The 15,747-nt window shown below is 42.8% G+C and carries 16 protein-coding genes and 1 tRNA gene; 8 read left to right on the top strand and 9 right to left on the bottom strand.

Translation table 11 applies throughout. The features are described from left to right. Window positions 1-108: 108 nt before the first annotated feature. Entirely contained in the window at window positions 109-951 is an 843-nt protein-coding gene (locus tag C7475_RS27250; RefSeq protein ID WP_146217666.1) for a hypothetical protein, read from the top strand. 378 nt (window positions 952-1,329) lie between these two features. Continuing rightward, complete coding sequence (locus C7475_RS27245; protein ID WP_110056588.1) at window positions 1,330-1,563, top strand: hypothetical protein; 234 nt, start codon at window positions 1,330-1,332, stop codon at window positions 1,561-1,563. A gap of 150 nt (window positions 1,564-1,713) precedes the next feature. Here C7475_RS27245 and C7475_RS27240 read toward each other — a convergent pair whose 3' ends face one another. The 4 genes from C7475_RS27240 to C7475_RS27225 all read right to left on the bottom strand — a co-directional run bounded on the left by C7475_RS27240 (window position 1,714) and on the right by C7475_RS27225 (window position 5,894). Next, the gene (locus tag C7475_RS27240) at window positions 1,714-3,285 is read right to left on the bottom strand and encodes an IS1182 family transposase (RefSeq protein WP_110056587.1); all 1,572 of its coding nucleotides are present in this window, start codon (window positions 3,283-3,285) and stop codon (window positions 1,714-1,716) included. Between the two features lie 98 nt (window positions 3,286-3,383). Then, window positions 3,384-4,628, bottom strand: coding sequence for a site-specific integrase (locus C7475_RS27235; RefSeq protein ID WP_110056586.1), 1,245 nt, complete (start codon window positions 4,626-4,628; stop codon window positions 3,384-3,386). A gap of 458 nt (window positions 4,629-5,086) precedes the next feature. Further along, window positions 5,087-5,170, bottom strand: a tRNA-Leu gene (locus tag C7475_RS27230). 118 nt (window positions 5,171-5,288) lie between these two features. After that, window positions 5,289-5,894, bottom strand: coding sequence for a hypothetical protein (locus tag C7475_RS27225; protein WP_110056585.1), 606 nt, complete (start codon window positions 5,892-5,894; stop codon window positions 5,289-5,291). Between the two features lie 173 nt (window positions 5,895-6,067). On the opposite strand from C7475_RS27225, the gene C7475_RS27220 reads away from it, so the two are divergent. The 3 genes from C7475_RS27220 to C7475_RS27210 are packed head-to-tail and all read left to right on the top strand — an operon-like array spanning window position 6,068 to window position 8,443. Further along, a complete protein-coding gene (locus tag C7475_RS27220) occupies window positions 6,068-6,889 on the top strand; it encodes an SDR family oxidoreductase (protein WP_110056584.1) in 822 nt (273 codons plus the stop codon). 59 nt (window positions 6,890-6,948) lie between these two features. Further along, complete coding sequence (locus tag C7475_RS27215; RefSeq protein WP_110056583.1) at window positions 6,949-7,866, top strand: AraC family transcriptional regulator; 918 nt, start codon at window positions 6,949-6,951, stop codon at window positions 7,864-7,866. Window positions 7,867-7,918: 52 nt separating this feature from the next. Further along, complete coding sequence (locus C7475_RS27210; protein ID WP_233259978.1) at window positions 7,919-8,443, top strand: DNA-3-methyladenine glycosylase I; 525 nt, start codon at window positions 7,919-7,921, stop codon at window positions 8,441-8,443. Between the two features lie 48 nt (window positions 8,444-8,491). Here the strand turns inward: C7475_RS27210 and C7475_RS27205 are convergent, their stop codons facing one another. Both C7475_RS27205 and budA read right to left on the bottom strand, forming a co-directional pair. Then, entirely contained in the window at window positions 8,492-9,016 is a 525-nt protein-coding gene (locus C7475_RS27205; protein WP_110056581.1) for a DinB family protein, read from the bottom strand. Between the two features lie 163 nt (window positions 9,017-9,179). After that, window positions 9,180-10,076 (bottom strand): acetolactate decarboxylase, encoded by an 897-nt coding sequence (gene budA, locus C7475_RS27200; protein ID WP_110056580.1) that lies wholly within the window; start codon window positions 10,074-10,076, stop codon window positions 9,180-9,182. A gap of 320 nt (window positions 10,077-10,396) precedes the next feature. On the opposite strand from budA, the gene C7475_RS27195 reads away from it, so the two are divergent. Then, complete coding sequence (locus tag C7475_RS27195) at window positions 10,397-10,645, top strand: hypothetical protein (protein ID WP_110056579.1); 249 nt, start codon at window positions 10,397-10,399, stop codon at window positions 10,643-10,645. 75 nt (window positions 10,646-10,720) lie between these two features. On the opposite strand, the gene C7475_RS27190 is transcribed toward C7475_RS27195, so the two are convergent. The 3 genes from C7475_RS27190 to C7475_RS27180 all read right to left on the bottom strand — a co-directional run bounded on the left by C7475_RS27190 (window position 10,721) and on the right by C7475_RS27180 (window position 13,890). Beyond that, window positions 10,721-11,731 (bottom strand): aldo/keto reductase, encoded by a 1,011-nt coding sequence (locus C7475_RS27190; protein ID WP_110056578.1) that lies wholly within the window; start codon window positions 11,729-11,731, stop codon window positions 10,721-10,723. Window positions 11,732-11,871: 140 nt separating this feature from the next. Next, window positions 11,872-12,759: an AraC family transcriptional regulator gene (locus tag C7475_RS27185; protein ID WP_110056577.1), complete on the bottom strand. Its 888-nt coding sequence runs from the start codon at window positions 12,757-12,759 to the stop codon at window positions 11,872-11,874. Between the two features lie 57 nt (window positions 12,760-12,816). Further along, window positions 12,817-13,890 (bottom strand): sorbosone dehydrogenase family protein, encoded by a 1,074-nt coding sequence (locus tag C7475_RS27180; RefSeq protein WP_110056576.1) that lies wholly within the window; start codon window positions 13,888-13,890, stop codon window positions 12,817-12,819. A 129-nt stretch (window positions 13,891-14,019) separates the two neighbouring features. On the opposite strand from C7475_RS27180, the gene C7475_RS27175 reads away from it, so the two are divergent. Continuing rightward, complete coding sequence (locus C7475_RS27175) at window positions 14,020-14,616, top strand: RNA polymerase sigma factor (RefSeq protein WP_110056575.1); 597 nt, start codon at window positions 14,020-14,022, stop codon at window positions 14,614-14,616. Window positions 14,617-14,673: 57 nt separating this feature from the next. Next, window positions 14,674-15,633 carry a FecR family protein gene (locus tag C7475_RS27170; protein WP_110056574.1) on the top strand — a complete coding sequence of 320 codons (960 nt, stop codon included), beginning with the start codon at window positions 14,674-14,676 and terminating at the stop codon, window positions 15,631-15,633. Window positions 15,634-15,747: the final 114 nt, after the last annotated feature.

Raw genomic sequence — 15,747 nt, 5'->3', positions numbered from 1 at the left:
AAATTATAATTCCCATCTTCCTAAAACTTCCAAATTAGTTCAGCCAATACAATGAAATTGGGATTGTGTAAATATCCCTATCGGTACTCAACTTAATGAATGAGCGTTATGAAAATAGAGATGAATGAAATAGGCGATCCTAACGCGGCTCAATTCTTTGTTAAGGGAATCGTATTTAACATTGACTACAAAACTTGCACGGTATATCCGCAAAAAAATCCCCGGCTAGCCACCTCCTTTGAGGGCGCCACCGCTAAAAGCGGCTATGTTCATGCCGTATTCAATAGTAAGACCGACTCGATTGAAAGAAAGGTAGTAGCAGACCAGGTTCATGAAACAAATATCATGTTACCGGAAATACTATTCAAAGATCCCATTAAAGACGATGAGACCCTGAACAAAATCAACAGGCAGTGTTTTAAGGATAATGCCGGTTTTGTCATCGCCAATCAAACCATTATAAATCGTTTATCGGGGCACTTAAGACAAGTGGATATCATGAACACCAAATATTTCCTGGATATACGCCTGGAAGAATTGCGAAATATTCACGATTTCACACGTAGTCTTTCTTTTAAAGATTTTTATCAAACCAGCGACAAAGTCACCGCCTGGTACGATGCAGTTAAAAAGCAGATAGCTGACATTGAGCCTGACTATTTAACCCGGACACCCAAAAATGTGTACCTGATTGAACTTCCCACCTGGTTTCGGCTGGACCCTGTATCATACGCCCGGATCGACAACTCCTTTGGAGGTCGGGTAAAAGGAGGTGATGCGGCCTATTTAAACGAAGTGATGATGGAAGTAAACCCGGTTGCCAAAGCGACACATATCTCCCAAACCTTTATCGCCAAAACCATTCTCAAAAACCGGCAACAATGTGGGTTACCCCCGGAAAAAATGAGAGTGATCCCACCCAACAAGACAAAGGGACGGAAACTAAAATGACGCAAGATAAGCTACAGACCGCTGGTAAGACGGCTGCAGGTATTTCCCGTTGGTTACGATGCCTACTAAGCTCAGTGTGCAGGAAAAATTGGCTATTCTTCAACCCGTCCTCGCAACCGTTCACCTGCAGTAGAATACATCAGCAGAAAAGCTGGTTGTTGACCATAATAGTTATTTGAAAGCAATTACTGTATACTATAGATCCTATATCAAGATCATCCAAACAGTTACCGCTTTTGATCACTTACTCACCCAGACCCGAGTAACTCCCATTTCTTTACTATTTCAATACTGAAATTATAGTGGTAATTCCGGATATAATCAACCGAGGTATTAACGTGTACTTGGCTAACAATTTTCAAACCCAAATCATGTGTTATGATGAGAAAAGAGGAAGTGTTGGTGATGAGGGCAGTTGCCATATGCCACAAGCCTTATTTAAAGCCCGAAGAGGCTCTTATTTATTGCAACCTGGGTAGAACACAGTTTGCGAAACGATGTGAAGAATTCCGGATATATAAAAACGGAGCAGGGTATTTTGCCAGAGAGGACCTTAACCGGCTGATGAGCGGAGAGCCGGTTCCTATGGTAACGAAACTGAATGGCCTGTAAGGTATCTGGGGGCTGACCAAAAAGTCAAAAAAGGCTTTTAGGTCGGCCCTTATCTTTTGGACGTATTTTATAGTTGATTTTTGGTGTAAACAAACGTAAAGGGGTTCGAGATGAAAAAAACACGGTGTTATTCATGCCAATTTTATCTTTTTAGACGGCCTGTTTGGTGCTTTTCAGATGGATCTTTCGCAAGTTATGGGCAAGAGCTATTAGGCCAAATTCGGTTTTTACCTTTTGTTTGCCTCGTAAATGGAATCGCCTGAACCCTTGATTCTTTTTTATATCTCCAAAACAACTCTCTACCTCGATGCTGCGTTTTCGCTTCAATATATCACATTCTTCACTTTTAAGATTATTGCGAGCTTGTTGTTTATAGTGCTCAAGAGACTGGTTGACTTTTATTGTGCGATTGGATGCTGATGTACCCTTACAGTCTTTTGCAAAAGGGCAACCCTGACAATTTTCACACTCATATAACCGACTAAAGCTGATATACCCGTTTTTACTACGATCTGTTTTGACATAGCGGAAGCGAAGGATTCTGTTGTTAGGACAGATATAACTATCCTTATTCTGGTCATGGATGAAGTTTTCTTTACGGAAAGGATTTTCAACATATTTACGACTTCGTTCTCTATGATACAGTGGGAATTTTACATAGGCCGCAATCTCCTTATCATCCATTAGTTCATAATTCTCCTGCGTGCCAAATATGCTATCTGCTATAATAGCAGCAGGCTCATATTCTCCATGCTGTTCAAATTGCTTAACATGGTCTTTAAAACACGCACCATCGTTATTCTTTTGATGCACGCTATAGCCAGTGATAAACTGATCTTCACTTCCAATAAGCACATTATACCCTGGTAGAACCTCTCCGTTTTTCATCTTCATTGCAGTAGCATCTTCATCTGTTGCACTATAGCCACTGCGGTTCTCACTAATGAGCTGCTGCCGTTCGTATTTATCTATACTGGCTTGATGGGTAGACAATTTTTTCTTTAGAGATGCTGCTTTACGTTTTAATCGTTTGGATGTTGTTACGGCAATAACTTTATCAAGCTTATTGCTTTGCGCCGCGATTTGTTCTTTAGTAACTGCTTGACCAGTTGTCCCGACTTCTTCCAGGTCTTTGTTGCCGTATTGAATTTGCTCTGCTTCATTGAGCTGATCAATCTGTTTGAATAACTCTCTACACTTTTGCTCTGTGGCTGCCTGATAACGTTTTGCATTCTTTTTCCAAACCATCTTATGCCTATTGGCATCGGCCTCAAATGTCGAGCCGTCACAGAAATAGTTTTCAAACTTGATATAGCTATGAGCGAGCAAGAAATCCAGCATCTGCTTAAACAACTCCTCGATAGTTGTTTTGAGCAATCCACTACGAAAGTTATTAATTGTGCGAAAATCCGGGCGATTATAGGCGGCCAGCCACATAAATGTAACATCCTGCCGTAACGCCTTTGCTATACGACGGCCAGTGTAGATTTTAACCGCATAAGCATATAGCAATATCTTAATCATCATCCGTGGATGATAAGCACTTGTACCGCCGCCTACATAGCTATCAAGTATGACCGTAAGGTCCATATTGTCCACCACCTCACTTACAATGCGCACAAGATGATGGGAATCAATTAGTTCACCCAGGTTAGGAGGTAATAATAAGTTCTGGCCGGGAGAGTATTGTTTGAATACCTGTTTAGTCTTAGCTTTGCTCATAGTATTTTTGGAGTGGTATTTAAAAATACTAATCGGCCCTCTTTCTGCAAAGAAAAGGGCCGACCTTTTTGGTCAGCCCCTTATCTGCATGGCCACCCTTAGAGCTCGATCCATCCATCATCGTCAATTTCTGGTGAAGCAATCTCAGGTCCGGCCGCCTCATCGGCAGGCCCGGGCGGCACCGCCTGGCCACTGGCTGCCGGATCACATTCTTCGAACGCAAGTTCGTCCGGATCGGACAGGTGATGTGGCAGCTGTTTGGGGGCAGGCAGCTTGATCACCTGGCCCATGGCATCTTTAGGACGGTGTCTTTTATAGGTCCTTTGTACCTGGTTGGTGGTGGTATGTCCAAGCAAATAGGCAATCGTAGCGTCATCGGCCTGGGCGTCCTTGAGCAGCACCGAGTAGGATAAACGACAACAGGACCAGGTGACTTCCTTATCACTTCCCAGTGCCTGACGGCACCATGCTTTGATCACCTTATTACAGGCCTCCAGGCAGGATAGCTGGAATAGCAGTTTGCCTGGTGTCGGCGTAATCCCTAAGAACCGTCTGCGTTTACGTAAGATAGCTGCTGCGATCGGATGCAGGTGCAGGATAACGGGTTGTTTGGTCTTTGCCTGCAGTAGTCTGGTCGTAAGATGGGTACCGTTAAAATCTGAAAATCGAAGCGGGGCAATATCACAATAACGCAGTCCTGTATACAGGCAAAAGATAAAGGCTTCAATAGTTTCGGTAAGGTGAGCAGGCGGTGGCACTTTCAGTAATGCCAGATAGTCTTCTACCTCCAGAATAGATTTTAGTTTAACACTGGGATTTCTGATGGCCGGTAGCTTATCTGTTGGACAAACTTTAAAATAGCCTTCCTGTGTGGCATTTTCCATCATCCTTTTGAAGGTGGCAAAATAGTTCTGGGGCGTTTCGCCGGTGAGAGTATCCAGCAGGTGTTGGCGAAAACGCTGGCATAGTGCATGGGTAATATCCAGGGGAGATATCACGTCGCGTTTGATGAACTTTTTGAATCTCGAGAAACAGCATTCCAGGTGGCGCCGGGCCACACGTTTGTTTTCACTGACAAACTGCTCATAGTATTCTAAAAAATTGCGTTTGACCCGGTGATTGGGAATATATCCGGTACCGATAGCCTGCTGGTCAAGGATCACCTGGGCCTTTTGCACATCAATGATCCGCTGCATTTCCACGTTGTGGTTCTTTTCCAGGTCCGTACGTGGATTGGTATATAAAAAATAGCCGGTGGATTTTCGCTGACCGGCTTCCCGGCCATTGTCGTAATAGAGGTAGATCTTATCTCCCCGCTCGTTCACTCGCTCTTGATAATTCATACGCACAATATTTTCAAATTCACTTGTAGGTGCGCGCAACCTGTGTGCCGATCCGGGTCATTGGCAGGTCGTCAGCCCTTGCAACAAGTGCGTTTGTGATGAAAAAGAATAGAAGCGTTGAAATCTGAGAAAAACATTTTTTTGGGCAGACAACTGACAAACTAACAGGATGGTGTACACTGAAATGGACTACACCAAAGTTGGGTGCCAAAATGCATGTTGGTTGTCAGTTGCGCGACTGTTCAAGGGGGACATTGTACATCAAAATTGTGTGCAGGTAATTGTGCAGCTAACAGTGCAGGTTGGGTGCTGAAATAAGTGCAGGTTACAATCTGTGTCATGTGCATGTGTCATTAGTGCGTCAAAAGGGGCGAAAAGAAGCGGGAAAAAGCGTACAAAAATGACACAGGCAAAAACAAAAAAGCTTGATAATCAAGTGATTACCAAGCTTTTTGAAGTGCCCAGAACAGGAATCGAACCTGCACTCCGTTGCCGAAACAAGATTTTGAGTCTAGCGCGTCTACCAATTCCGCCATCTGGGCAAGGCAACTGTCCTTCAGTTGCGGGTTGCAAATGTATATATTTTATTTAAAATCCCAAACATTTTTTTTATGCTTCCAAAAAACTATTCAAAACCTGGTCCGGGATGCTCCATTCGCATTAGAAATTAAACAGACAATTAGCACCGAAAACATCAGGCTTATATGAAGTAATTCCCTTCATGTAAGATGCCCGGATCTCAATGTTATGCTTTTTCTTTGCGCCGAGACCTATACGGATACCTATGTTCGCGGCCAGACCGGTGGAACTCCTTGTTTCAGATATATTATACTCATACCCGTATTCATTCAAAAAAGGTACGTATACCGAACCGACATGATAAGCATAACCAGCTCCAATAAAATAGCCCATTTTGTCACGGCAGGTACTGGAAGAACCGGCGCCGATATTAAAGTTGAGCATAACGGGAATATTGATCGTATATCCAAAGTCGCTATCGTCATAAATTGAATACGCGTATGAATATCCGTCATAGTAAGTTACAGAAAATCCGACGTTAAGGGGGACACCAACCGACAATGAAGTCTTGTCTGTCTCGGCAAAACTGAAGCGTGGAGAATACGACAATGTATAACTGCCTTTCGGCTCTGCTCTTTCAGCATCCTCTACGAAAATGCCTACACCGAGACCGTGAGAGAAATGTTGCGCTTGTGACACTTTTACGCCTGCCAGGCATACGGCGGCTAACAAAAAGATTTTTTTCATTGGTAAAGGGAATTAAATAAATAGTTCGTCTATAGTGATGTAAAGATACATTCCTGTAATTAATTGCAGAAATCCGGAGATGAATTCATTTTGGCTACAATAACCTCCTCTTTGGCAACATGCTCCCCGCTCCTATCAGCCACCTTTGCACTGTAATCAAACCACTTATAGCAATGAAAACGATCTTTATTACCGGCGCATCGGCAGGACTGGGTAAAACAACCGCTAAACTATTCCACTCCAAAGGCTGGAGAGTAATAGCCACAATGAGATCTCCTGAAAAAGAAACAGAACTATCCGGGATGGAAAATGTTATTCTACTACCCCTGGACGTAACTAATGCAGAACAGGTAAATATTACCGTACAGGAAGCCCTGAAACTGGCTGATATTGACGTAGTCTTCAACAATGCTGGTTATGGTCTGGTAGGGCCGCTGGAATTGTATACAGAAGAACAGATGATCCACCAGTTCGATACCAACTTCTTTGGCGTACTTAGAGTTACCAAAGCTTTCATCCCCTACTTCAAACAAAAACAAAACGGGCTCTTTATCACCACTACATCCATTTGCGGCCTGGCTACTTACCCACTCTGCTCTGTCTACAATGCATCCAAATGGGCACTGGAAGGTTGGAGCGAAAGCATGTCCTACGATCTCGCACAGTTTAATATCGGTATTAAAACGGTAGCTCCCGGCGGCATTAAAAGCAATTATATGAACGTGATGACTGTAGTTGCTGACAACGCGTACGACTCGCTAAACAGCAAAATGGCGCAAGGATTCACAGATGGCACACTAATGGAATTTTCCGACCCTGAAATCATTGCTGCAGTGGTCTACGAAGCTGCTACCGATGGAAAAGACCAAGCCCGTTATCTGGCAGGCGCGGATGCAGTAAGGACCTATAACAAAAGAGAACAACAGGGAGCGGAAGCTTACAGAAAAGAGCTCTCTGCTTATCTGGGCCTCAAAAGTCCGTTTAGTAAGGCGTAATTTAACTAACTTGGCATGAAATTCTTGTACGAAGAATTTCATGCCTGAATACATAAAGTATGGAATCAGCGAGCAAACAACCGTATATCTTTAATTCAATATCAGAGCTGCATCGGGCGCTTGGCCTGCCTAAACCATTGCATCCGTTGGTTAGCCTGGTCGATTATGCCAACATCAAAACAGATACTACAGCATTGTCAAAAGGAATGGTACTGAATTTCTATAAAGTATCCTTCAAAAAGAACTTTACAGGGAAAGTAAAATACGGACAGAACTATTATGATTTCGATGAAGGAGGATTGTCTTTCGTTTCTCCCAATCAGCTAATTTCAGCTAATGAAAAAGAAGCAGATTATGGCGGATATACGCTGTTGTTCCATCCGGATTTCATCCGCAACTTCCCACTGGGAAAGAATATCAAAAATTATGGTTTCTTCTCCTATTCCGTAGCAGAAGCTCTCTATCTTTCAGAAAAGGAAAAAGAGATCATTGTTGGCATCTTCAGAAATATTCAGCACGAACTGGAATCTGCCATAGATCATTTCAGCCAGGAAGTGATGATCTCTCATATCGAACTCTTGCTGAACTACAGCAAACGTTTTTACAGCAGACAATTTATCACCAGGAAAGTTGCCAATAATGATCTGCTGACAAATCTGGAATCCCTGCTGTCGGAACACTTCGATTCAGACAAAGCACTGACGAAAGGACTGCCTACCGTTCAGGAACTATCAGCACAACTGAACGTCACACCGCATTATCTTAGTGATATGCTTCGCTCACTTACCGGACAAAACACACAACAACATATACACAACAAGCTTATTGAAAAGGCGAAAGAAATACTTAGCACCACTAATCTCACTGTAGCTGAAATAGCTTATCAGCTGGGATTCGAGCACCCTCAGTCTTTTAATAAGATCTTTAAACGCAAGACGAAGATGTCTCCCGTTGAATTCAGAGAATCATTTAATTAATCATATAACTTTAGAAGGATCACATATGTCATATTGCAGCGCAATCGGGTACATGTCGGAAGAAAAAAAAGCGATACACAAGACCTACCATGATCAGTACTACGGCTTTCCTATACATGACGATAATGAATTGTTCTGTCGCCTGATCCTGGAAATAAACCAGGCAGGACTTAGCTGGGAAACCATTCTGAAAAAAGAAGCCGGTTTCAGAAAAGCTTACAGCAATTTCAATATTAAGAAAGTGGCAGCTTACACAGAAGAAGATAGAGAAAGATTGATGGCAGATCCGGGTATCATCAGGAACAGGCTGAAGATCAATGCGGCCATAGAAAATGCCAAAACTATCCTTCAACTACAAAAGGAGTATGGTTCTTTTGAGAAATGGCTGGAGTTCCATCACCCTAAAACAATAGAAGAATGGGTGAAACTATTTAAGAAGACATTCAGGTTCACCGGAGGAGAGATCGTCAATGAATTTCTGATGAGTACCGGCTACCTTCCTGGCGCTCATACCGCCAATTGTTCAGTATATAAAAAAGTACAACAGGCGAAGCCAATGTGGATGGTAAAGAAATAAGATGCATTCCCATATCAGCCGATATGGGAATGCACTGTAAATAAGACCTTACAAAGCAGGTTCTTTCTTATTCAGAAATACCAATTGCCCCATATGATAGCTAATGTGTGATGTACGGCTCAATAATACGTTTAACTTATTACGATGAGGCTCTTTAGCAAAATCCTCTTCTGATACCTTTGTGTGCCTGGACAACCAATCCTGCACCTGCATTTTGTTGAAGTTGGCTGTCAGTGCACTGTTCACGTTATCCCAGTACCCCTTCAGTTCTACAAGAGATGGAATATCATCAAAAGTCCTGTCAGGGTTTGTAAGGAAGAGCTTTTCCAGTTGAGGATATAAGCTATTACCCAGACCCAGTAATGGCAACAGACCATCAGCCGAAGCGATCAGGTGACCAAATAAATAAATGGCGCGGCTACGTCCGGGTGCAACTTCCGCCTGATAAGCAGCATCTTCATATTTATTGAAGAAGGCCTGCATACGGCTGTTATTTGTGTTCCATGCAGTCAGGATCTGTGAAATGATCTGTTCAGCAGGTGCTACTGCAGTGTTATTAAGTTGGGCGCTCATGGTGTGTTGTTTTGAGTTGTATCGAATAAGAAAAAGGGTGGCCTGACAGCGGACGTCTCTGCCCACCGCCTTATAATGTAATTTCCTCTGCAAATATATATATGATTTATTGACCAAACTAAATATTTCGATAAATATCCTCCAGGCAATAAAAAAAAGGGGCTTAATGCCCCTTTTCAACTTTTTCAAGATCAATATTTTGCTTTTTCTTAAACTCAAAGTTCATAAAGGAATTATCGTCCGGCACACTCAGATGGAAGTCCTTCAGTTCCGCTACCTCGATCATCAGATCATCTCCCGAGAAACCAAGCATATGCCCGCCTTGCCTGCGGCTGTCGGAGAGAAAATGGAAGTGATACCCTTCTATGCTGACACCGTTTATATAGGTCGGCAACTTATATCCTACCAATACTCCTTTAGTATTTTTTATATCGAAGAATTGCTGCGTGTTCAACAAAGTTGCCAGTGGTGGATAAGGACGTTCAGGATGGGCAGGAAAAGCCCTTGCCTTTACCTGGTTGAAACTACCTGAGATCCTGATAGCATACATACCATTCTTTTTCTTCAAATAGCTGTCAATTGCTTTGAAAACTCCTGCCTGATCAGCAGTACCATTAACAGAGAAAACGGTATCTGCCTTAAAGAAAGTAACAAATGCCAGAGCTGTCTTAAAACTATCTGGCACCTCAAAAGTCTGACCGCTGGACTGCGTCTGATAAGCTTTACCATCACAGATAGTCAGTTCCCCATCCAGCTCTCCCGGAGCACCCAGTCCGAAATCACCCTGCTCTTTAAGCTGCGTCCAGGGATAGGTTGCTTCAAATACCCCACCTACAAATGCATCGGCTATACCGTATTGAAAAAGTGTATTATATTTCACATCACTCCTTTTCTTTCCTGCCTTTTTTTCTTTGCCGTCCTTATGAAGCCTGTCTGCTGCAAAAGCGTTCCTGTTTACGCTATTCGTCGCCTTCTGTGCCTGCAGGGAAGGAGAGAATAACCCGCACAGTACGAATGCCAGTAATGTTCCTGTTCTGTTGTAATAGAATAATCGTTTCATGTCTTTATGATTGGATAATGGTAATTCAATAAAAAGTCGTCCCGCATGAACCGGGACGACTATTAAGCGGAAAGATCCCCCATCAGATCTTCTACTTAAACGTAGACTTTTAACATTACTATCTGTATGCAAATGTCTGTCAACTAATATGATATACAAATCCCCAAAGATGGGGACGTACCTGATCGGGCATCCTCATTTTTGGGGATATTAGCACGCCGGATTTTGTGTTTCCTTTGTAGTGTCAAACAAACTACTGATGACAATGCAAAAGTAGTGAATACACCTTATCTTTTATATAAATAAAACCTATAGCGACAATGAGCTGTGACATTGAAATGAAGATCATAGAAGGCGTTCCGGATGGCAGTAAGGATCAGCAAATAGTAACGGTTACGCCTGAACAGGTAGGTAAATCGATAGAAGCGATCATAGCAGAGCGGATCCGGTTGTCAGACAAACCGCTGATCTCTTTTATCGTAAAAACGTTTAATGAACAAAATATAATAGAAGAAACTGTCATACGGGTTATAAATAAAGAGGCATATTTCCGGCATTACTGGATATAATATGACTCTCCATACAAACGACAAAGTCCGCCTGTAAGGGCGGATTTTGCCATTTAACAAGATGATCACTGGCTGTTACAGGTTCACTGCTTTCATTTGTTGTTCGTTATATCTTGTACCTGCTGTAGCACCAACCGGTATGATGGATTCTAACTGTGTCATCTCTTCCGGCGTGAATACAATATTAGCCGCTGCTGCATTTTCCTCTATGTACTTTATACGTTTTGTTCCGGGAATAGCAGCCACTCCTTTGGAAAGCACCCAGGCTAATGCCAGCTGTGAGGAAGTAACGCCTTTGTTCGCTGCCAGGACCTGTATCTCTTTCAACAGATCGAGGTTTCTGTAAAAGTTCTCTCCCTGATAACGGGGTATCGTTCTGCGGAAATCATTCTCTTCAAAATCATCGGGACTTTTCAGGTCGCCAGTAATAAAGCCCCTGCCCAGTGGTGAGTATGATACGAAACCAATACCTGATCCTTTCAACACATCGAATATGCCGTTCACTTCAGGCTCGCGTTCAAACAGGGAATATTCTGTTTGTACAGCCGTAATGGGATGCACCTGATGCGCTTTACTGATAGTTTGTGCAGACACTTCGGAAAGACCGATATACTTCACTTTGCCAGCCTTTACAAGGTCTCCCATAGCGCCTACCGTCTCTTCTATTGGCGTGTCAGGATCCGCCCGGTGCAGATAGTACAGGTCAATATAATCCGTACCCAGGTTCTTCAGTGAGCGGTCTACCGATTTACGGACATACGCTGGTTTCCCATTGAAACCCCATGTCAGCTGTTCATTATCATCTATCTCAAAACCGAATTTGGTAGCTATTATGTATTTATCCCTGTTCCCTTTAATAGCTTTTGCGATGAGGCGTTCATTCAATAATGGCCCATACAGGTCGGCCGTATCGAGAAAATTAATACCGAGTTCAAGTGCCCGGTGAATGGTGGCCATAGATTCTTTTTCATCTGCTTTACCATAGATATTGTTACCTGCCAATGCTGTCATCCCCATACAGCCAAGACCTTCTACCGGCACATCCAGTCCCTGGCTACCCAGCTTCATTCTTTTCATAGTACTCATGAATCACTTTTTTCTGTTTACAATTGATGATGTCTCTCTTGTCAGGACGCGTCCCTGTATCTGATGACACAAAGGTAGGATGGACTATCTCCAGCAGATTAAACAAATCAAAGTATTAATTAAGTAATTCAACGGATAGATCATCCGGCAGGTAACAATGATTTTTCTTTCCTGATCTGCAAAGGGGTAAACCCTGTATGTTTTTTAATGAAGTTGTTGAAATAGGAAGCATATTCAAATCCAAGTCCATAGGCTATATCAGCTACGCTCCAGTCTGTATGCTTCAGCAGGGACCTTGCTTCCGATACGATCTTTTCATTGATATGTGCGGTAGTTGACTTTCCTGTTACTTCCTGTACAGCTGCATTCAGATGGTTTACATGGACGCTCAGTTTGTCAGCATAGTCACCCGCGCGCTTAAGAGCAAGAGGATACCTGGGAACATCTACCGGGAATTGCTTCTCCAGCAATGTTAAAAAGAGGTTGGAGATACGCGCAGCGGCATTATGAGGAGTGAAATAAGCTACTGCCGGTTGCATTTTTATTGCCTCATGGATAATCAGGTTCACCTGGCTTCGGATTACATCGTATTTGTATAGATACTCAGTATCTACTTCCTGCCTCATGCGGCTGAAAATACTCCGGATATAACTGGCCTGGAATTCGTCCAGAATATAAACAGGTTCTCCACCCGGCTTGAATAAAGGGGAATGCTGCAAACTATCCGGCCTTCCTCCCTCCTGGATGAACTGATCTGTAAAAACGCAGAAATAACCATCATGTTCCGCTCCTTCAACGGATTCCCATGAATAAGGAACAAACGGATTAGAGAAAAGAAGGATGGGGCCTTTCACTTCGATCTCCCGGTTGGCGTAGAGCAGCTTACCCCGGCCTGTAAGAATCAGACTGATCTTATAAAAATCCCTTCTGTTATAGGAAGCTAATGTGCAAAGGTATTCGCCGATAGAGGCCACTCTGAACTGTGACGGCCCCGCGCCATGATCTGTAACACTTATAATATCCTTCATATCTGATCCAATTTAATCAATCGGACTCAAAATTAAACAATTCAAAGGGAATCTATCTCAGGAACCGGGCGCGGAAATTTCAAGCAATTGGTCGTCATTACCGCCATTACTCGTGCAAACGTATACACGTCCCTGGGGAGATATACAGAGATCTCTTAAACGGCCCCATTTCCCATCAAAGTATAACTTTGGTACGCTTGCTACCTGACCTGCATTATTTAACGGGAACTGGTACAATGTGGCATCTTTCAGTGTTAACAGTAACAATGAGTTTTTCCATTGCCCGATACGGTCGTGATTATAGTAGTCAAGACCGCATACGGCAACAGTCCTGTTACCACTTGACCAAACCGGCATCTTAATGTTGGTGGTTACATTCGGCCAGCCATAGTTCTGTCCTTTTTCAATAATGTTGATCTCATCCTGTATATTAGGACCATGTTCCGAAGCATAAAGAATATCATTGACAAAGACCATTCCCTGCGGATTACGATGCCCGTATGTCCAGTAAGGATTACCCGGCACGGGATTATCCGCCGGAATAGTTCCGTCCAGATTAACGCGAAGGATCTTTCCATTTAGAGAAGATATGTTCTGCGAATTTCCGGTGTTACTGGCATCTCCCGTGGTAATAAGCAATTTATTATCTGGCGTTATGAGCAGGCGGGAACCGTTATGAACAGATGACGCACCGATGTTGTCAAGGATTGTTAATGGACTTCCTAGCGCATTATTACTAAAACTTAGCCTTACTACCTTTTCTCTATAGTCACCTCCATTATTATAGTTGTATACGACATACAGGTGTCCGTTGTTGAGGAAATCGGGATGATGTACCATTCCTAATAAACCTCCTTCACCCTGGGAAACAACATCCGGTAATTGCGCGGAGAAAATTGTAGTACCTGTTTTTGGATCGATCTTACTGATCTTCCCTCCCCGTTCTGTCATCCAGATATGATCGTCTTTTCCCCAAAGAATTTCCCAGGGAAAGTTTAGTCCGTCTTTTACCCTGCGGATAGAATCCACGGGCCAGTTATCATCAGGCCTATCGCCATCTTTCTGACAGGATACATTAATACTGGCAGCTATTAGCAACATCGAGATTGACAATACGTGGAAAGCTTTCATAAAATGGGGATTTAATAAAAGGCAGCAAATATCCTGCCCGTTAACAAATAGCGAAGATCATCTCCGGTAAGGTGCTTAACCTTAATTTAATATAATAAACTTTTTCCAAACTATATATTTGAGCGTCATATGCATGTTGTTCAAGATACAGATAGTTCACTACTGGCTGCTTTGCGAAAAGGAGATGACCTGGCATTCAGAATATTGTACGAGCGCTATTGGGCAACACTCTATACCATGACCTACCGCCGGATCGGCGATGAAGAAGCAGCAAAAGATATTGTACAGAATATATTTGTCAATCTGTGGACCTCGCGCAAAGAGATATTTATTGAAAGCTCCCTGGCACCCTATTTAAACCGTGCTGCACGCAATAAGACCATCAGTTATTACAAAAAGAACCTTGCGCTTATAAACCGGGAAACACAATTCCAGCATGAGCAGGTACAGTACTCCGCCGAATATGGACTTGAAGCGAAGGAACTGGAAGCGGTGATCAACAATGAAATAGCAAGTATGTCGGATACCATGCGTAAAGCATTTGTATTGAGCCGCCAGGAAAATAAATCTATCAGGGAAATAGCTGCTGAACTGCATCTTTCAGAACAGACCATTAAGAACAACATTTCCCAGGCACTTGACAGATTAAGAAAGAAAACACAACTCTTTTATTCAGAACCAGCCAATCTCTTAGGCGTTGTCCTGATCCTGTTAACAAATCGGTAACCTGTAGATAACATTCCGTTAAAGTACTTTCCGACTTTGGCGTGGTTAAGTTACTATATGGGTGACAATAACAACTCCTCGCGTAACAGAAAATCTGACCAGCAGGCAAATGCCTGGTACGATCAAATAAATGATGCACAACCATTTGATGCTTTCAGCAGTGAAGCTCAAAAGATGCGCATTGGTAATGAGATCTATGACCGCATACAACAGGATATTTCCCGGAAACGGCAACGTTTCCTACTTCCTTTAAAGATAGCTGCTGCCATACTTGTTCTTTTAATAAACAGTGCTTTAGTCTACAGGTATTTCCATCGTCCGGCTTCACATGAAAGACCTGTGATGTGGATGACAGTTACTTCCGGTGCTAATGAACTTAAAAAGATAACCCTGCCAGACAGCAGTATCATCCACTTGAAAAGCAATTCCCGCATCTGTTATACTGCTGCGTTCAGGACCGGTACTGAGCGTAGCGTACAACTGGAAGAAGGCGCCGCATTCTTTGATGTGAAAAAGGACGCCAGCCGGCCATTTACTGTGCATTCGAAAGGATTTCTGATCAGGGTACTGGGCACTTCATTTAACATCTCTGCTTACAAAGACCAGCCAGACTTTAAAGTAGATGTAGTGAGCGGAAGGATCAGAATAGAACACAGCGGAGGCTCGGGTATCAAAGTATTAGCAGAAGAAATGACAAAAGATCAATGCCTGACAGTTGATCTGGCTACTACAGATTATAAGATAGAAAAGAAAACAGTTTCGCCTGTAGTGAAGCCCAAAGCTGTTGTCAGACAGTTGACGTTGCAACAGATCGGACAGGAACTGGGCGACAGGTTCAATCTCTTTGTGCAGCTGAATAATCCGGAAAATGACACGTCCACTTATATAGTCGATCTCAATAACAGATCCCTTGAAGCTATATTAAAGACCTTATCTGAACAGACAGGATTTAGTTACACGATCGTAAACCAGCAACACCTGATTATTCAACCTAAAACATCAGACCACATGGAATGAGCTGTTAAAAAAAAAAAAAAAGCAAAAGTGGTGACACACTTTTGCTTTTGACAAGAGGTCCTGAAACAACCTCCATATTTTAATTAACTGATTGACTAAAAAAATTAATTAAAA

It is taken from the genome of Chitinophaga sp. S165, assembly GCF_003182155.1.
Classification (GTDB): domain Bacteria; phylum Bacteroidota; class Bacteroidia; order Chitinophagales; family Chitinophagaceae; genus Chitinophaga.
Note: the sequence above shows the minus strand (reverse complement) of the source record. Positions and strands in the feature narration are given on the sequence as shown.